Consider the following 16,833-nt stretch of genomic DNA (forward strand, 5'->3'; position numbering starts at 1 on the left):
GCACGATGACGGTCAGCCGGTGGCATCGACGCCGTGCTGGCCGCGATCGAGCGAGTCCATCACGAGGACGCGTGAGGCAAGACCAAAGCTCCGCCTCACGTATTACAGCAGCGGCATCTCCGGTACCGGCACGGCCTCGGCCCGGATCGACACGGGGTCGGCGTAGCGGCGCACCATCGTGGCGCAGAACTCCGAGAACTCCTCGCGCACCAGCGGCGCGCTGGTGTGGTGGGGAGCGATGCCGCGGTGCTCGGGCGTGAAGCAGAAGGTCGCCGTCACCTTGAAGTCGGCCAGCGCCTCCATCTGCCGGTCGAACCAGTCGAGGGCGTTGGGGCGGAAGCTGTCGGCCCAGGAGAGACCCGTGCGCAGATGGGTGACGCCGAGGCGCCTCATCCAAGTGACCGCCTCGTCGAGGCGGTGATCCTCGAAGTGGAACCACTGGCACAGGCCGAATTCCGGAGTGCAGCGGGCGAACTCTTCGAGCGCGAGCTTCGGCGTGCCGTCCTGGCGCAGCAGCCCCATGTGGAAGTGGCGGTAATAGGAGGATCCCTCCGCCTCCTTGTGGCGGGTGGTGGCGCCCCATTCGAGCGGCAGGTCGTAGAGGCTGTACCAATGGATGCGGGGCGCTTGCCCCTTCAGCAGCTCGGCGGTGCGGCGGCAGCCCCAGGCCTGGACCTCCTCGGCACCGAAGCTCGACACCCCGACCTCCGAGACCCAGACCGGCAGATGCGTCACCGCGCGGATCTCGGCGACCTTGGCTGGCCATTCGTGGATCTGCCAGAGGTTCCAGTCGAGGGGGAAGCCGTGCACCGCCACGGCGTCGAGCCCGTCGAGCACCCCTTGCGCCTGCATCCGCCGGATGAAGCCCGGATCGATCGGCGAGATGCCGCCGAGCACCTGCGGCAGGCACGGCGCCTCGGCCCGGATCGCGCGGGAGGCGTCCTTCACCATCTCGCCGAACAGGAACCAGTCCGGATCGATCTCGGGGTCCCAGTGCGACTTGTTGTTGGGCTCGTTCCAGAGCATCACCGCTTCAAGCATCACGTCTCCCGTTGCCTGCCCGGACGCGCCGCATAGGCCGCTTCGGCCCCATAGGGCGCCTCGATCCGCCGACAGAGATAGACCTCCGCCTCCGGCCGGCCTTGAATGGCAAAGCCGCTCGAGCGCAGCATCGCCTCGATCCCGGCGCGGTTCGGAATCCACCAATTGGTGCAGTCGTGGGCGTAGGAATGCTCGACGAAGTGCATCCGCGGGTAGCCCGGCCGCTCGAACGCGTCCATGTCGAAGAAATCGTAATCCTGCGCCACCGGCTCGACCTGGGGCGAGCCGCGCAGCATCGACTGGAACACGAGGAGGTCGTCCGCGACGTGCTCGTGGATCAGATCGAGGGCGAGCAGCGGGTGGCGCAGGTGGTAGAACACCCCCATGAAGATCACCACGTCGAAGCGCTCAGCCAGGGCGCCGACGTCGTAGACCGAGAGGCTACGGAACTCGATGTCGTAATCCAGCCGCTCGGCGACGAAGCGCGCTTGCGCGAGGTAGTGCTCGTCGGAATCGAGGCCGAGCACGCGGGCGGCGCCGCGCCGCTTCATCTCGACGCTGTAGAAGCCGGCATTGCAGCCGATATCGAGCACCGACTTGCCGGTGAGGTCCGCCGGCAGGGCGTGAGCGAAGCGCCGCCACTTGAAGCCGGGATAATCGCCGAGGAAGTGACCGGGCGCGGTCCAGACCCCCTCCCCCAGATCGATGTTGTGGAACCACGGCCCGAGGGCCTCCGCCTGTCGGCGCAAGTCGGCCTGTTTCATCAAGTCGGCCTGCTTCATCCTGCCAACCGCTCGTTGATGGAGACGACCCGGCCGCCGCCGGGCCAGAGGTCGAGTTCGCTGCACGAGGCCGGAGCGACGACGATGCGGTCGTAGGCATCGAGCGGCAGCCCAAGCACGCCGAGCAGCGCGGCACGGATCGGATCGCCGTGGCTCACGAGGATGACCGGCGCGCCCTCCTCTGCCGCGAGGCGGTCGAGCAGACCGCCGACCCGCGCCTGCACCGCGCCCATGCTCTCGCCGCCCGGCGGACACGCCGAGCCGCGCTGTCTGTTCCAAGCGGTCCAGACGGGATCGCCCTCGAGCTCGGCGAACGGTTTTCCGGTCCAGTCACCGAAGGCGATCTCGTCGAGATCGGGGACGATCTCGGCGCTCAGGCCGAGCGCCTTCTCCAGCGGTGCGGCGGTCTCGCGCGTACGCGGCTGCGGGCTCGACAGGAGACGCAAGCCCCGCTCGCCCGCGAAGCGCCGGGCGAGGGCCTCGGCGACAGCCCGCGCCTCCACATGGCCGGCCTCGCTCAGGGAAACGCCGGGCATCCGCCCGCACAGGATGCGCCCGAGCCGGTCGTGGCTGCCGTGGCGCAGGAACAGGACGCGCCTCATGCGGGCTCGCCGGCGACGAAGCGCAGGGTGCGCGCGTGCGCCTCGGCATCGGTGTACTGCACCGGCGGCGACTTCATGAACCACGCGGACGGTCCGTCGAGCGCCCCGCCGAGGCCGCGGTCGAGGGCGATCCGGGCGCAGCGCACGGCGTCGACGACGATGCCCGCCGAGTTCGGCGAGTCCCAGACTTCGAGCTTCAGCTCCATGTTGAGCGGCACCCCGCCGAAGCCGGTCCCTTCCAGGCGGATCTGCGCCCATTTGCGGTCCTCAAGCCACGGCACGTGGTCGCTCGGGCCGACATGGATGTCGCCCGGCGGCAGCGGCGCATCGAGCTGGCTCGTCACGGCGCGCGTCTTGGACAGCTTCTTCGATTCGAGCCGTTCCCGTTCCAGCATGTTGAGGAAGTCGGCATTGCCGCCGAAATTGAGCTGGTAGGTCCGCTCCAGTTTGACCCCGCGCTCGCGGAGCAGATTCGCCAGCACCCGGTGGACGATGGTGGCGCCGACCTGGCTCTTGATGTCGTCGCCGACGATGGGCAGGCCCCGCGCCTCGAAGTGGGCCCGCCACGCGTCGTCGGAGGCGATGAAGACGGGGATGCAGTTGACCAGGGCGCAGCCGGCGTCGAGGGCGCAGCGGGCGTAGAACTCGGTGGCGCGCTGCGCGCCGACCGGCAAGTAGTTGACGAGCACCTGCGTGCGGCTGCGCTTCAGGGCCTCCACTACATCGACGACCGGCTCGGGGGATTCGGCGATCACCCCTTCGAGGTAGCGACCGATCCCGTCGAAGGTCGGCCCGCGCTGGACGGTGACGCCGGTCGGCGGCACCTCGGCGAAGACGTGGGTGTTGTTCGGCGCCGCATGGATCGCCCGCGCCACGTCCTGCCCGACCTTCTCGGCCGATACGTCGAAGGCACTGGCGATTTCGATGTCGCCGATCCGGTAGCCGCCGAGGTCTGGCGAGATCAGTCCCGGCACCGCCTCGTTCGTGGGCGCGTCACGGTAATGATGCAGGCCCTGCACGAAGGACGAGGCGCAGTTGCCGACGCCCACCAGCCCGACCCGGATCGGCGCGGCGTTGATGGCTGCCATCACGTTGGCCCTTGAGCGAGATCGCCGAGCGCCGGCTCGGCCGGCGGGAATGGGCGGCTTCCGACGAAGCGTCCCAGGCTCGGCCGCGCCGCCAGTTCAGGCGAACGGATTTCCTGCGAGAACCACGCGATGGTGGCCTCGAGCCCCTGTTCGAGCGGCACAAGCGGCGACCAGCCGAGCAGGGTTTGCGCGCGGGTGATGTCGGGTCGGCGGCGCTGCGGGTCGTCCACGGGGAGCGGGCGGCGCACCACCGCCGAGCGGGTGCCGGTCATCCGGGTGACGAGTTCAACCAGCTCCGCTACCGTCATCTCGCGCGGGTTACCGAGATTGACCGGGCCGCCGGGCGAGGTCTCGCGGTCCATCAGCCGCATCAGCCCCTCGACGAGGTCGGCAGCGTAGCAGAACGAGCGGGTCTGCTCGCCGTTGCCGTAGACGGTGATCGGCTCGCCCGCGAGCGCTTGGCAGACGACGTTGGAGACGACGCGTCCGTCATCGGCCCGCATCCGGGGGCCGTAGGTGTTGAAGATGCGCGCCACCCGCACGTCGAGCCGGTGTACCCGCTCGAAGTCGAAGACCAGGGTCTCGGCCGCGCGCTTGCCCTCGTCGTAGCAGGCGCGCGGCCCCGTCGGGTTGACGTTGCCCCAGTAGGATTCGGTCTGCGGATGTACCTCGGGGTCGCCGTAGACCTCGCTGGTGGAGGCCTGCAGGAAGCGCGCCCCGTCCGCCTTCGCCCGCTCCAACAGGTGGTTGGTGCCGACGACGCTCGTCATCATCGTGTGCATCGGGTCCGCCTGGTAGTGCGGCGGCGAGGCGGCGCAGGCGAGATTGAAGATGCGGTCGAACCGCGGCATCGGCGGCAGCGGCCGGGTCACGTCCGCCTCGACGAACTCGAACCGGGGCTCTTGAGCCAGATGGGCGAGGTTGTCGTGACGCCCGGTCAGAAGGCTGTCGAGGGCGACGACGCGAGCGCCCCGCGCCAGAAGCGCATCGACGAGGTGAGAGCCGATGAAGCCCGCGCCTCCGGCCACGAGCACGTGCCTGCCGTCCTGACCGTCCACCGCTCCACTCCTCATGGACTTCAACTCCTCAGGCCTAAAGCACTTCGAGATCGCGTTCGGGCGCCGTGGCACCGGCGCCGCGTCGGGCCGCCGCCTCGCGCAGAAACGTTTCGAGTTCCGCAGCGCGGTGCGCGGCGCTGTGGCGGGCGAGCACCGCTGCACGGGACGCAGCACCGATCGCGCGACGCTCGGCGTCCGGCTGGTCGCGCAAGATGGCGAGCACGGCCTCGGGGCTGTCCGGGCAGAGGATCTCGCGGTCGGGCGCCAGGATCGCGTCGAGCCCGTCCCACCTGTCGCTCAGCAGCGGCGTGCCGATGCTTGCCGCCTCGAACAGGCGCACGCTGGGGCTCCAGCCAGCGGCGATCATGTCGGCGCGGGTGACGTTCAGGGTGTAGCGGCTCGACGCGTAGAATTCGGGATGAGCGTCCGGCGGCAAATGGTCGATACGGATGACGTTCGCGGGCCAGTCGATCTCCACCGGGTATTGCGGTCCGGCCACCGCGAAGCGCAGATCCGGCGCGCGCCGAGCCGGCTCGATCAGCAGGCGCTCCAGGGTCGGCTGCCGGTCGGAGCTGTAGGTGCCGAGATAGCTCAGATCGTAGACCGGCTCGCGTTCCAGCGCAGGATAGGCCTGCGGATCAACCGAGCAGTACAGCGCACGGGCAGCCGGCGAGCCGTAGGCGCGCTCCAGGCGTTCGAGCGTCGGGCCGCCGGTGAAGGAAAGATAAAGGTCGTAGTCGCGGATCTGCGCCCTGCCGAGATAGGCGCAGGTACCGGCCTCCAGCGCCGCCAGGGTCACCGGCGTGTCGATGTCGTAGAAGGCGCGCGCGCCCCGCGCCCAGGCCAGCGCGCGGTTTCCCACGGCGATGCCGTCGGGCACGTAGGAGCCGACGATGACGGCGTCTGCCTCTTGAATCGCCGCGCGGTGCGCCTGCAACTCCGCCAAATCGGAGTAGAGGACAAGCCGGCAGAAATCCGGATCGGGCAGGTCGCGGTGGGCGGCGTACCAGGGCACGTCGCGCTCCAGGAAGGTCACGTCGTGGCCACGCGCGGCGAAGGCCTTGAGCAGGGCACGGAAGGTGGTGGCGTGGCCGTTCCCCCAGGACGAGGACAGGCTGAGGCCCAGCACCACGAGGCGCAGAGGCTCGCCCGTCATGCGACGCTCCGCTCGACGAGCCGGCTCTCGCGCTTGCGCGCCGCCTCTTGGCGGAAGATCGCATCGACCTGCGCGCCGCGCCGCGCATAGGTGTGCTCGGCGAGAATCCGCTGGCGGGCGGCCTCGCCGATGGCGCGGGCGCGCTCCGGCGTCAGCGCCGCGACGTGCTCGGCAACGTCGCGGCCGTCGCGGGCGACGAGCACCTCCTCGCCCTCCTTCAGGAACAGGTCGAGGCCGACCCAGGCATCCGTGATGAGGCAGCCGCCGGCACCCGCCGCCTCGAACACGCGGGTGGCGGGAGAGTAGCCCACCGCCGCCATGCTCTCGCGGGCGATGTTGAGGACGGCGAGCGGCGTGACGTTGAAGGCGTTGTGGTCACGGGTCGAGACGTGGCCGAGATGGCGCACGTTCACCGGCAGACCGCGGCTCTCCCAGCCGCTGCCCCCGAGCAGGAACTTGCGCTCCGGCAGACGCGCCGCCGCGACGAGGAAGAATTTCTGCACGCGCTCCTCGCGGTCCGGCAGGCGGTTGCCGAGGAAGGCGAGGTCGGCCGTGAAGCGCGGGTCCGGCGGAACCGGGTGGTGGGTCTCCGGATCGAGAGCGTTGTAGACCGGGATGCAGGCCCGCGCGCCGAAGCCCTCATAGGCCGAGATCACCGGCGGGCCGCCGCCATAGGTGAGAACGAGGTCGAGATGGGGCATCGCCCGGTGCAGGGTGTGGTCCGGATTGCTGCGCATCTCGGCCAGCGTCGCCGGCGCGTCCACGTCCCAGAAGATGCGGATCGCATCCGGCCGCGCGGCGGCGGTCACACCCTCCAGCAATTCGTCGTCGAACACGCCGACGCCGCTCGTCTTGACGACGATGTCGGCCTCGGCCGCCTCGGCCACGGCGGCGCGCATCGCCTCTTGCGTCGCCGGATAGACCCGTACCTCGGCCCAATCCGGCGGGTCGATGTCGCGGTGGCTCTGCCGGTCGAAGGCGTCGGGCTCGTAGAAGGTGACGTGGTAGCCGCGCCCGGCGAGGTCGCGCAGCAGGCCGCGGTAATAGGTGGCCGCGCCGTTCCAGTAGGAGGACAGCAGCGAGGAGCCGTAGAACGCGATTCGTTTCATGCGCGCCTCCAGGTGCGGGGGGCTGCGACGGGTAGGGCGAGGGAGGCCGCGATGGCCAGAAGCTCGTCCGCGCGGTGGCGGCAGGTGTGGCGGGCGCGGATCGTGGCGAGGCCGCGGGCGGCGAGCACCTGCCGCAGGTCCGGATCGTGGGCCAGCGCCCGCAGGTGGCGCTCCATCTCGGCACCGTCGCGGGCGACGAGATAGTCCTCGCCCGGCGTAAACAGTCCCTCCGCATCCTCCCAAGGCGCGCTGGCGAGCGGGATGCCGCAGGCGAGCGCCTCGAACACGCGGATCGTCGGGATGCCGGGCAAAGCCTCGACGTAGAAGCGGCGCGGCACGTGAACCGTGGCGATGGCGCGGGCGAACAGCGACGGCGCGACGGCGTTCGGCGCCCAGCCGTGATAGCGCGCACTGTGACGGGCGAGCGTCGCCAGCGCGTCGTCTGGGTAGCGCACGCCGTAAACATCGAGAGGCAAGCCGGCGGACTGCGCCGGGCGGAACAGGAAGGTTTCGAGTTCGCGCGTGCGCTCGCCGTCGCCCCAATTGCCGATCCAGAGGAGGCCGGCGCGCTCGGTCTCCACCACTGGCGGGCGGAACAGCCTTGTGTCGGCCGCCTCGTGCCAGACGAAGGTCCGGCCGTCCCATCCTTGCGCCCGGTAGACGCGCGCCAGCGCTTCGCCGAAGGCGAGGACGCCGTCATAGCCGGAGAGGTCGAAGGCGGCCATCTCCTCGGGCGCGCTGACCGCGCGGTGATGGGTGTCGTGGAACAGCAGCGTGCCGAACCGGCCGCTTTTGCGGGCGCGTCCGAGACCGGCGATCAGGTCGGGGGCGTTCCACTCGTGGGCGATGACGAGGTCGGCGCCCTCCGCTCGCTCGACCGCTTCCTCCCCCTGCCGGTAGGTCTGCGAGGACAACTCGGGATAGGCCGCACGATAGGCGTCGAGCCCGGCCGGCCCCCGGTCGCGCAGGAGGTTTTCGAGGCTCCAGGCGCGCTCGGGCTCGTAAGCATCGACCGCGTGGCCCTCGGCGATCAATTCGCGCAGGACGCCGCGCAGGAAATGGGCGTTGCCGTGATTCCAGCACGAGGCGAGGGAGTGGGTGAAGTAGACGATCCTCATGCGGCAGCCCCTGCCGCGGTTCGGTCGAGTGCGCGGCTGCCGGTCTCGCTCAGCAGGTCGCGAACGACGCCGAGCACGCCGCCGGCCATAGCGTCGGTGCCGTAGCGTGCGGCGCGGATGCGAGCGGCGTCAGCGAGCGAACCCCGTCGCTCGGGATCGACGAGGAGTCTCCGGACGGCCTCGGCCGCGGCGGCATCGTCCTCGGCCGGAACGAGGATCGCCGCGTCCTCCCACAATTCGGAAAAACTCGGAATGTCGGACAGCACCAGGGCGCAGCCGGATCCGGCCGCCTCCAGCACCGCGAGCCCGAACGGCTCGTAGCGGGCGAGCGAGACGAAGACCGGGCGCTGCCCGAGTTCGCGCTCCATGCGCGCCGCGTCGAGCCGGCCGAGCAGACGCAGATGGTCGGCCGCGAAGCGCTCGCCGTTCGGCCCCTCGACCGGCCCGGCGGCGAGGAGTGGCGCAGCGAGGCGGGCGGCCAGTCGGTCGAGGGCGGCGGCGTTCTTGGCGCGGTCCCAGAGGCGGCCGGCGGTGAAGGCGTGCGAAGCAGGCTCCCCCACGCCTGGCACGTCGGAGAGACGGCGCCCGTTGCGCACCACCTCCGGCGCCCGGGCGAGGCCGTAAGCGGACCGTGTCGCCTCGGCGAAGGCACGGGTCGGGGCGAGCAGCCGGTCGGCGGCGCGGCAGCCCCGCGCGGCAAGGTCGGCGCGCCACGCCAGATCGTCGGGCAGCGGGCCGGATCCGAGCGCGGCCCACCACGTGGCGACGCAGGAATGGCACACCGCCACGACCGGGACGTCGAAGTCGGCCAGCGCCAGGGCCGGGCTGTGGAGATGGACGAGATCCGCGCCCTCGGCGCGGGCGAGCCGGGCGATGGCGGCGGCGGCCCCCGTGACGTCTTCAGGCCGCCCGGCGGTCCAGTCGAGGGGTAAGCCGGTCGGCCGGATGCGGGCGCCGGACGCGGCCTCGGCCCGGGCGAGCGCCGCATCGGAGGGCGCCGGTCCCATCAGGGCTACCGTCACGCTCAGTCCTCGGCGCCCCAACCCTTCGGCGAGTTCGAGGCTGTATTGCCAGACCCCGCCGAGCGCATCGGCGGTCATCAGGATGTGGGCCGGGGCAGGTCTCACCGGCATCCGCAGCCCGCCTCCAGCTCCGCCAGCGGCAGGGGACGCTCCTCCTGGATATCGCTGAAGCGCGCGAACTGCGCGAGGTAATGGGCGTGCGCCCGTTCCCAGGCGCCGTCGTCGGGTTCGCCCCAGAGCCGGCGGTAATCGGGCGAACTCGGATAGGGGTAGAGCGGCACGGGATCGTTGGCCCAGACGCCCTGGCCGCGCAGGCGGTCGCGCCAGTTCGCGACGAGATCGGGATCGTCGCCCGCCACCGCGATGAGGTTCGCCTGGACGAAGGGCACCGAGCGACGGGCGTAGATCAGGCGCTCGGCAAGGTCGTCGGTCGAGTCGCGGCACCGTTTGTCGAGGGCGGCGCGGCCCTCCTCGGTCAGGCTCTCGACCCCGGCCTCGATCGAGACGCAGCCCGCCGCGCCCAGCAGGTCGAGCATGTCGGGCTTCCACAGGTCGATCCGTGTCTGGACCCCGAATTGGATCTTTCGATCGACCAACGCCTCCAGCAGCGGCTTCTGCGGCAGAAAGATCTCGTCGACGAAGTAGAGGTAGGTCGCGCCCTGGGCGATCAGCCCGTCGATCTCGCCGAGAACGATTTCGAGGTCGCGGCGCCGGTACTTGTCGCGAAAATCGATCTTCGCGCAGAAGCTGCAGGTATAGGGGCAGCCGCGCGACGCCTCGACCTCCGCGCCCGGTCCGTCGGGCGTCGTATCGAAGCGGTGGTGATGGTGATGGTGGCGGGCGATCCAGGCGTCCGGCCAGCGCAAAGCCGGCAGATCGGTGAAGCGGCCGGCATGGGGCGGGCCGGTGACGATCGTCTCCGCCCCCTCGCGATAGGCGATCGCGGGCAGTGTTCGCGGGTCTTCCGCGTCGGCGAGGCGGGCGACGATCTCCTCGCACTCGCCGCGCACGACCAGATCGCAACCGAGCTTTTCCAGCGTCGGGCGGGGCGTCGCCGAGCCGTGCGGGCCGACCGCGACCGTGCGACCGCCGCGGCCACGAAGCGCGTCGAGGAACAGGCGCGGCACCCGCAGCTCCGGCGGGGCGCAGCGCCAGAACAGGTAGGTCGGCGCGGTGGTCACCACGGTCATGCCCGGCGCGAAGGCGGCGACGCGGTCGGCGGCCTCGTCCGTGGTCAGCCCTTCGAGATGCGCGTCGATGATCAGCGCCTCGTGGCCGGCGGCCCGGAGCAGGGCGGCCGCGTAACCGAGTTCGAGCGGCAGGTGCGGCTCGCGGCAGCCGAAATAGATGCTGTTGCGGAAGTCCCAGGCGGGGTTGACCAGCGCGACCCTCACAGCACCGCCTCCGGTTGGCGCCGCGGGAGCGGTTCGGTGGACGGGGCTACTTCGACCCATTCTCGGAGCCAACCGGCGAGCTGCGCCACGCCCTCGCGCCACGACAGCGGCCGCTCAAGTCCGAGCGCCTCGATGACGCGGCTCGGGTCGGAGACATAGTAGCGCTGATCGCCCGGCCGCCACGGGCCGGTCTCGATCACGATTTCCCGGCCGAGCAATTGCCCGGCATGGGCGATCAGCCCGCGCAGCGAGACGGCGTTGGACGGTCCGCCGCCGAGGTTGAAAGCCCGGCCCGCGACGCGGTCGATCCGGGCGAGCGCCGCCCTGTAGGCCGCGACGCAGTCGTCGACGTGGAGGATGTCGCGCACCTGCCGGCCGTCGCCGTAGAGGGTGATGGGTTCGCCCCGCAGCGCCCGGATCAGGAAATGAGCGACCCAGCCCTGGTCCTCGTTGCCCATCTGCCGGGGGCCGTAGATGCAGCTCATCCGCATCACGACGGTCGGCAGGCCGTAGGTCCGGGCGTAGTCGAGCACGTAGGCGTCGGCGGCGCCCTTCGAGCAGCCATAGGGGGTATGGAAGTCGAGCGGCCGGTCCTCACCGATGCCGCGCTCGCGCAGGCGCGCATCTTCCGGCAGGTACGCGTCGCCCGCGAGCGTCAGGGCCACGTCGGGCAGGCCGCCATAGACCTTGTTGGTCGAGGCGAAGAGCAGCGGCACCGCCTCGCCCCGCGCGCGGAGCGCCTCCAGCAGGTTCAGCGTGCCGCCGAGATTGACCTCCATATCCTCCCGCGGCGCGGTGAGGCTCGTCGTCACCGCCACCTGGGCGGCGAAGTGGAACACGGCGCCCGCCTCGCGCACGGTGCGGGTGAGTTCATCGCGGTCGCGGATGTCGGCGATCACCGGCACGATCCGCTCCCCATGGCGCTCGGTCAGCCACGCGAGGTTGCGCTCGACGCCGGGACGCGCCAGCGCGTCGTAGACGATGACCGTGCGTCCCTCGGCTGCGAAACGATCGGCGAGGTTGGCGCCGACGAAGCCGGCGCCGCCGGTGACGAGGATCGGACGGCTGTCGGGGGCCGGAGCCATGCCGGCGGCGCTCACGCGACGAGCCCGCGCGCTTCGAGTTCGCGGCGCGCCTCGGCCACGCGGTCCACCGCCTGCTGCTCGGCGACCCAGACGGCGAGTTCGGCCAAGCCCTCCTCGAAGTCGCGTTTGGGCGCATAGCCGAGTTCGCGTGTAATTTTTCCGATGTCGGCGATGCAGTGGCGGATGTCACCGAGGCGGGCCTGCCCCGTGGCCTGAGGGGCGATGTCCTCGCGGCCCATGGCGTGGGCGAGGAGGCGGGCGACCTCGTTCACCGTGCGATCCTGGCCCGAGCCGACATTGTAGACCTGACCCACGGCGGCCGGATGTTCGAGCGCCAGGACGAAGGCCTGGGCCACGTCCTCGACATGGACGAAGTCGCGCCGCTGCTCGCCATCTTCGAAAATCATCGGCGGCTGGCCGTTGAGGAGCCGCGCGGCGAAGATCGCGAGCACGCCGGTATAGGGGTTCGAGAGCGCTTGGCCGGGGCCGTAGGCGTTCCATAGCCGCAGGGCCACGCCCTCCATGCCGTAGGCCGGCGCCAGCGTCAGCGTCAGGCGCTCCTGCATGTACTTCGTCAGCGCGTAGACCGAGGCCAGAGCCGGGCGCTTCGTCTCCGGCGTCGGCACCGGCCGCATCGGGCACCCATCCACGTCGAGCGGATCCCAGGGCTCGCCGGGCTTGCGCGGCTTGCGCACCGCGTCCTCGATCGTGGCCCCGCCTTCCGTGCGGTAGAGCCCTTCGCCGTAGATGCTCATGGAGGAGGCGACGACGACGCGCTTGACCGGCGCCTCGATCAGCGTCTGGAACAGCGTCGCGGTGCCGCAATCGTTGACCGAGACGTAGCGCTCGACGGCGTACATGCTCTGGCCGACGCCGACTTCCGCAGCGAGATGGACCACATGGCTCGCCCCGACGAGCGCGCGCGCCACGGCGCCGCCGTCCCGGACATCGCCCTCCACGAATTCCACGGCGGGATCGAGCCCTTGGGGAGCGGGTCCAGCGCCGTGCACCTGTTCGATCAGGCTGTCGAGAACCCGGACCCGGTATCCGCGGGCCAGCAGCGCGCTCGCGAGATGCCGCCCGATGAAGCCGGCACCCCCCGTGATGAGGGCAAGATCTTTCATGAGCAGCCGCGCAACTCCGTCGATTTCTACCGAACCAACAAATCTTTATTCAAATGAGGGATGAAACCTCGGCCTCAACCTATGTTGCGGTCACGGAAAATTCATCGAAAGCCGCCCTGAGACCGGCTCAGCTATTAGGATATCTCCGGCCGAGGATCTTTGTTCCTGGGTTTTAATCCGCGCATCTCGAACGCTCATCCTGGGCCTAGCCGCAACGGACAGGCGCGTCCGCACGGAGCGTACCCGGCCGGATTCAGAGCGGCACCGACCGATTCTGCCAGGCGAGGCCCGCACGGGCTGCACTCGCCTCCCAGGCCTCATCCGGATCGGCACCGGACAGCTCGGCCGCCGTCACCGGGACGGCGTCGAGAAGCAGAGCCGAGCCGAACGGCAGATCCGGGATCGCTGCGTCATCCGCCGCCTCGGCGAGAATCATGCTCTCGAACGGCGGGCACTCGGCGGGGAGACGGCAGAACAGGATCGCGCGGCGTGCCGGCCATACCGCGTCCTCCTCTCATCCCACCTGTCGGGCCACCTGTCGGGCACAGCGCTCCGGCGCCCCCCGGACCGGGTCTTCGGCCGGGCGCGTCGGGGGTAGGCTCTCGGAACACCGCTCAATCCGGGGGGACGACGAGGGAGCGGATGATCCCCGCTACGGCATCCTCGGTAACGGGGTTGGTCATCGGTGCCTGCCTATCCCCCGAGCGCCGTGCCGATCATGGCGATCAGCGCGAAGTAAGGGCCGATGAAGGCGATGGCGCCGCCCCACAACAGGACCAGCCAGCCCCAGCCGCTCATGCGGCCCCCGGCCTTGCGAAGACGCGTCGCCCGTTCAGTGGGCGCGTACACGCCCTTGCGTCCGGCGCGGCGCGCGGCGCGGGCAGCCGCCGCGATCTGGATACGGTCCGCCCGAAACGCCGTCGCGGCGGCGGTGCCGGCCCAGAGGAGGAGCGCGAGGACGCCACAGGCGATGGCCTTGTTGCCGCTCTCCTCCATGGCGGTGCCCGAGAGGAGGAAGGACAGCCACAGCCCCGCCAGGGCCGCGAGCGCCACCCCCCAGCGGCGGTGCGCCACCGCCCAGACGTGGGGCGCCAGCAGCGCGTAGACGGAAAGGCGCCGGGGCGGCGGAGCCTGCCGCCGCATCGCCTCGTAGGCCTTGAGGGCGTGCGGCGCGGATTCGAGGAAGGCGCGGGCATCGACGGCCTGGAGCGGCAGGCGTCCGCGGAAGAGAACCGGCACCGCCACGACGGCCGGATCGCCGGGCTCGGGCGGGATGACGTCGCGCAGGATCTGGGCGGCGACCGCCGCGTCCCGCGGATCGAAGCGCGCGGCGAGCACCGCATCCTCCCGCGGCCAGCCGAAGACCGGGGCGGCTTGCAGGATCGCCGGGCGGGTCGCCTCGATGCGCTTCGCCGTCATCCGCCCGTCCGGGCTGCGCCAGAGGCCGAACAGCGCCCGCAGCAGCGCCGCCTCCGCCAGGGCGCGCGGCGCGGCGGGCAGCCGACGCGCCCGTGCCAGCCACTCGGTCAGGCTGTCCGCACCGTCGCGGAGAAACGGCGGCAGATCGGACTCCAGCGCGCGTGCCTCCTGCCATTCCGCCGGCCCGGCTTCGAGCGGCGCGATATCGATCACCAGGGGAGTCGGCGTGCCCGGCGCGGGGTCGGTGGGCACGGGCGGAGGGTCGAGGTCACGCACGAGGAGGGCCGGCACGTCGGGCGCGGATGCCGGGGCCGGGACATCGAGATCGCGCAGCAAGGGCGGAGGCGGAACGGGACCGCCGGCCGAGGCCTGGCCCGGATCCGGCGATCCGCTCTCCACGACGCCCGCGCCACCGCCGGGCCCCGCCGCACCGGCCTCCGCCTCCTCGACGGCCTCGCCCGCCGGTTCGTCCTCCTCGCTTTCCGGCCCCGCCTCGGGCAGGGGCCGGCGCGCCTCCGCGAGGGCGCGCTCGCGGGCGGCCAGAAGAGCCTGGAAGCCCTCGGCATCCTCGTCCGGCCGGGTGAGCTTGAGGCGGCGGGCATAGGCGCGGCGGATCGCCGACGCGTCCCGCGTCGGTTCGAGGCCGAGCAGGCGCCAGGCGCTGTCCGTCATGGCAGGTCCATGGCAGCTCTCAGAACCGGAAGCGGTGGTCTTCGAGGGCGTCGAGATCGGCGGCGAAGACCGCCCGCAGCGCCTCGGGTTCGTTGCCGGAGGCCTCGGCGATTTCACGCTCGAAGCGGGCGATCCGGCCGGCGACGTGCTGGCGCAGGTCGCCCCGGAGCTCCGCGTAGAGCGCGTCGGCGCGGGCCAGCAGCGCCCGATTCTCGGCCTGCTCCCGCGGCGCGAGCTTGATCGCGGCGAGCGCGGCGAAGCGCGCCTCGATCTCCGCCTCGTCGAGATTGGCGCCGTTGCGGAAGACCTGCCGGCGGCGCAGGCCAGTAGAGACCACCGCGACCTCGACCTCCAGGGCGCCGTTGATGTCGTAGGTGAAGCGCACCTCGGCGGTCTCGCTGCCCGCGGGCCCCTTCGGCAGCGTCACCGGGACTTGGCCCAGCGGGATGTTGTCGTCCGGGCGCAGGCTCTCGCCCTGGAACACCTTCACCTCGATATGGTCCTGGCCGTCGTGGACCGTGGTGACGCGGTGGGCCCGGCTCACCGGCACGGCGGCGTTGCGCTCGATGATCGGCAGCATCACCTGCGTCGCCCCGGCGGTGCGGGCGTTCTCGGTGATGGCGATGCCGAGGGTGAAGGGGCAGACATCGGTCATCACCACCTCCTCCAAGGCGGCGTGGCGCGCCTTGAGCCCGGCCTGCACCGCCGCCCCCTGCGCCACCGCGGTGTCGGGATCGACGTGGACCAGCGGCAGCCGCCCGAACAGCCGGGCGACGAGGCTGCGGATCACCGGCATCCGGGTCGCACCGCCGACGAGGATCACACCATCGAGATCGGCGAGCCGCTTGCCAGAATCCGACAGCGCCCGCTCCAGCGGCGCGCGCAGGCGGTGCAGGAGCGGGGCGGCGGCGGCTTCCAGCCGGGTGCGGTCGAGCTGACCCCTCCGCACCTCTTCGCCAAGCCGGATCTCGTAGACCGCCTCCGGTGCGGCGGTGAGTCCGCGCTTGACCGCCTCGGCGACCCGCAGCAGGCGGGCGCGGTCTCCCGGCGAGAGGCCGTCGAGGGCGACCCGCTGGTCCTCGGCGATCGCCGCCGCCAGAATCGCCGAGAAATCGTCGCCGCCGAGCGCCACGTCGCCAGCGGTGGCGCGCACCTCCATCACGCCCTCGTAGAGTTCGAGCAGCGAGACATCGAAGGTGCCGCCGCCGAGATCGAACACGAGGACGGTGCCCTCCTGCTTGGACGCGACACCGTAGGCGAGCGCCGCCGCGGTCGGCTCGTTGACGAGCCGCTCCACCGGCAGTCCGGCGAGGCGGGCAGCGTCGAGGGTCGCCTTGCGCTGGATGTCGTTGAAATAGGCCGGCACCGAGATCACCGCCTCGGTCACCTCCGTGCCGAGATGCGCCTGCGCATCAGCCTTGAGGCTCTTCAGCACCAGGGCCGACAGCTCCTCCGGGCGGAAGTTCTGGCCGCGACCGAGCCGGGTGACGTGGCCCGAGCCCATCCAGCGCTTGAAGGAGGCGACCGTGCGCTCGGGCTCGGTGGCCAGCCGCTCCCGCGCCGCGCGGCCGACCAGGACCGTCCCGTCCGCGTCGAGGCCGACGACGGACGGCGTCAGCGGCTCGCCGAGGGCATTGGGGATGAGCCGCGGCCCCTCCGGCGTCCAGACGGCGACCGCCGAGTTCGTGGTGCCGAGATCGATGCCGACGATCGCCATGGAGCCCCCTTCGGTTCCGGCGGACGGCGTCAGCCCCGTGCCGGCCGCTCCGCCGTTATAAGCCACAGCCCGCGGCGGTGGCGAAAGCCCGGATCACGCCGCAGACGGGATGAGAAGCCTGAGCCAAACGTTCGACAAACCGGCTCAAGTCATACTCAACGACTTCGAGAAGAGGCTGGAACTCTCATTTCGACAGACGTCATCGGTCAGATTTCGGAGAAGGCTTCCGATTTGGCCGCAACGCCTCCGCTCCGCGTGGTCGGCTCGTCGCGCTGCCATCCCGCCGAAGGGCCGTGCTACGAGCCGGCGACGGACACCGCGTGGTCGGCCGATATTCTGGCGAACCGCCTGTTCGAACGGCCGCTGAGCAAGGACGCCTTCCCCGCCACAAGGAGACACCTTCCTGCTCTTCGCCTTCCAGCTCGTGGACGCCCTGCTCCGGCTCG

General features: G+C 71.1%; 15 protein-coding genes. All 15 read right to left on the reverse strand.

Annotated features, from left to right (window positions below):
- Nucleotides 1–102: 102 nt before the first annotated feature.
- Nucleotides 103–1,041 carry a beta-xylosidase gene (locus FHU13_RS15670; protein WP_183436784.1) on the reverse strand — a complete coding sequence of 313 codons (939 nt, stop codon included), beginning with the start codon at nucleotides 1,039–1,041 and terminating at the stop codon, nucleotides 103–105.
- On the reverse strand, nucleotides 1,041–1,805 hold the full coding sequence (locus FHU13_RS15675; RefSeq protein ID WP_183436817.1) for a TIGR04290 family methyltransferase: 765 nt from the start codon (nucleotides 1,803–1,805) through the stop codon (nucleotides 1,041–1,043). The genes FHU13_RS15670 and FHU13_RS15675 overlap by 1 nt, the downstream gene beginning before the upstream one ends.
- Before the next feature lie 14 nt (nucleotides 1,806–1,819).
- Nucleotides 1,820–2,425, reverse strand: a complete 606-nt coding sequence (locus FHU13_RS15680) for a histidine phosphatase family protein (RefSeq protein ID WP_183436785.1) — start codon at nucleotides 2,423–2,425, stop codon at nucleotides 1,820–1,822.
- Entirely contained in the window at nucleotides 2,422–3,504 is a 1,083-nt protein-coding gene (locus FHU13_RS15685; RefSeq protein ID WP_183436818.1) for an inositol-3-phosphate synthase, read from the reverse strand. Before FHU13_RS15685 ends, FHU13_RS15680 begins: the two co-directional genes overlap by 4 nt.
- Nucleotides 3,505–3,512: 8 nt before the next feature.
- Complete coding sequence (locus FHU13_RS15690) at nucleotides 3,513–4,586, reverse strand: UDP-glucuronic acid decarboxylase family protein (RefSeq protein WP_183436786.1); 1,074 nt, start codon at nucleotides 4,584–4,586, stop codon at nucleotides 3,513–3,515.
- Nucleotides 4,587–4,605: 19 nt separating this feature from the next.
- The gene (locus FHU13_RS15695; protein WP_183436787.1) at nucleotides 4,606–5,727 is read right to left on the reverse strand and encodes a glycosyltransferase; all 1,122 of its coding nucleotides are present in this window, start codon (nucleotides 5,725–5,727) and stop codon (nucleotides 4,606–4,608) included.
- The gene (locus FHU13_RS15700) at nucleotides 5,724–6,836 is read right to left on the reverse strand and encodes a glycosyltransferase (protein WP_183436788.1); all 1,113 of its coding nucleotides are present in this window, start codon (nucleotides 6,834–6,836) and stop codon (nucleotides 5,724–5,726) included. The genes FHU13_RS15695 and FHU13_RS15700 overlap by 4 nt, the downstream gene beginning before the upstream one ends.
- Nucleotides 6,833–7,954 carry a glycosyltransferase gene (locus tag FHU13_RS15705; RefSeq protein WP_183436789.1) on the reverse strand — a complete coding sequence of 374 codons (1,122 nt, stop codon included), beginning with the start codon at nucleotides 7,952–7,954 and terminating at the stop codon, nucleotides 6,833–6,835. The genes FHU13_RS15700 and FHU13_RS15705 overlap by 4 nt, the downstream gene beginning before the upstream one ends.
- A complete protein-coding gene (locus FHU13_RS15710; protein ID WP_183436790.1) occupies nucleotides 7,951–9,087 on the reverse strand; it encodes a glycosyltransferase family 4 protein in 1,137 nt (378 codons plus the stop codon). Before FHU13_RS15710 ends, FHU13_RS15705 begins: the two co-directional genes overlap by 4 nt.
- Nucleotides 9,078–10,370 carry a TIGR04295 family B12-binding domain-containing radical SAM protein gene (locus tag FHU13_RS15715; protein ID WP_183436791.1) on the reverse strand — a complete coding sequence of 431 codons (1,293 nt, stop codon included), beginning with the start codon at nucleotides 10,368–10,370 and terminating at the stop codon, nucleotides 9,078–9,080. Before FHU13_RS15715 ends, FHU13_RS15710 begins: the two co-directional genes overlap by 10 nt.
- Nucleotides 10,367–11,455: an SDR family NAD(P)-dependent oxidoreductase gene (locus tag FHU13_RS15720; RefSeq protein WP_183436792.1), complete on the reverse strand. Its 1,089-nt coding sequence runs from the start codon at nucleotides 11,453–11,455 to the stop codon at nucleotides 10,367–10,369. The genes FHU13_RS15715 and FHU13_RS15720 overlap by 4 nt, the downstream gene beginning before the upstream one ends.
- A gap of 11 nt (nucleotides 11,456–11,466) precedes the next feature.
- Entirely contained in the window at nucleotides 11,467–12,579 is a 1,113-nt protein-coding gene (locus tag FHU13_RS15725; protein WP_183436793.1) for an NAD-dependent epimerase/dehydratase family protein, read from the reverse strand.
- 253 nt (nucleotides 12,580–12,832) lie between these two features.
- Nucleotides 12,833–13,015, reverse strand: coding sequence for a hypothetical protein (locus tag FHU13_RS15730; RefSeq protein ID WP_183436794.1), 183 nt, complete (start codon nucleotides 13,013–13,015; stop codon nucleotides 12,833–12,835).
- Nucleotides 13,016–13,272: 257 nt separating this feature from the next.
- Entirely contained in the window at nucleotides 13,273–14,670 is a 1,398-nt protein-coding gene (locus FHU13_RS15735; protein WP_183436819.1) for a hypothetical protein, read from the reverse strand.
- A gap of 19 nt (nucleotides 14,671–14,689) precedes the next feature.
- Nucleotides 14,690–16,387: an Hsp70 family protein gene (locus FHU13_RS15740; RefSeq protein ID WP_183436795.1), complete on the reverse strand. Its 1,698-nt coding sequence runs from the start codon at nucleotides 16,385–16,387 to the stop codon at nucleotides 14,690–14,692.
- Nucleotides 16,388–16,833 lie beyond the last annotated feature (446 nt).

The sequence above is a fragment of the Methylobacterium sp. R2-1 genome (assembly GCF_014191355.1).
GTDB lineage: Bacteria > Pseudomonadota > Alphaproteobacteria > Rhizobiales > Beijerinckiaceae > Methylobacterium.

Excerpts from the sequence above, each read along its gene's own strand:
- FHU13_RS15735 (WP_183436819.1), bottom strand. The coding sequence starts at position 14,670 with ATGACGGACAGCGCCTGGCGCCTGCTCGGCCTCGAACCGACGCGGGAC.
- FHU13_RS15690 (WP_183436786.1), bottom strand. The coding sequence starts at position 4,586 with ATGAGGAGTGGAGCGGTGGACGGTCAGGACGGCAGGCACGTGCTCGTG.
- FHU13_RS15705 (WP_183436789.1), bottom strand. The coding sequence starts at position 7,954 with ATGAGGATCGTCTACTTCACCCACTCCCTCGCCTCGTGCTGGAATCAC.
- FHU13_RS15730 (WP_183436794.1), bottom strand. The coding sequence starts at position 13,015 with ATGATTCTCGCCGAGGCGGCGGATGACGCAGCGATCCCGGATCTGCCG.
- FHU13_RS15680 (WP_183436785.1), bottom strand. The coding sequence starts at position 2,425 with ATGAGGCGCGTCCTGTTCCTGCGCCACGGCAGCCACGACCGGCTCGGG.
- FHU13_RS15725 (WP_183436793.1), bottom strand. The coding sequence starts at position 12,579 with ATGAAAGATCTTGCCCTCATCACGGGGGGTGCCGGCTTCATCGGGCGG.
- FHU13_RS15740 (WP_183436795.1), bottom strand. The coding sequence starts at position 16,387 with ATGGCGATCGTCGGCATCGATCTCGGCACCACGAACTCGGCGGTCGCC.
- FHU13_RS15710 (WP_183436790.1), bottom strand. The coding sequence starts at position 9,087 with ATGCCGGTGAGACCTGCCCCGGCCCACATCCTGATGACCGCCGATGCG.
- FHU13_RS15675 (WP_183436817.1), bottom strand. The coding sequence starts at position 1,805 with ATGAAACAGGCCGACTTGCGCCGACAGGCGGAGGCCCTCGGGCCGTGG.
- FHU13_RS15695 (WP_183436787.1), bottom strand. The coding sequence starts at position 5,727 with ATGACGGGCGAGCCTCTGCGCCTCGTGGTGCTGGGCCTCAGCCTGTCC.
- FHU13_RS15670 (WP_183436784.1), bottom strand. The coding sequence starts at position 1,041 with ATGCTTGAAGCGGTGATGCTCTGGAACGAGCCCAACAACAAGTCGCAC.
- FHU13_RS15700 (WP_183436788.1), bottom strand. The coding sequence starts at position 6,836 with ATGAAACGAATCGCGTTCTACGGCTCCTCGCTGCTGTCCTCCTACTGG.
- FHU13_RS15720 (WP_183436792.1), bottom strand. The coding sequence starts at position 11,455 with ATGGCTCCGGCCCCCGACAGCCGTCCGATCCTCGTCACCGGCGGCGCC.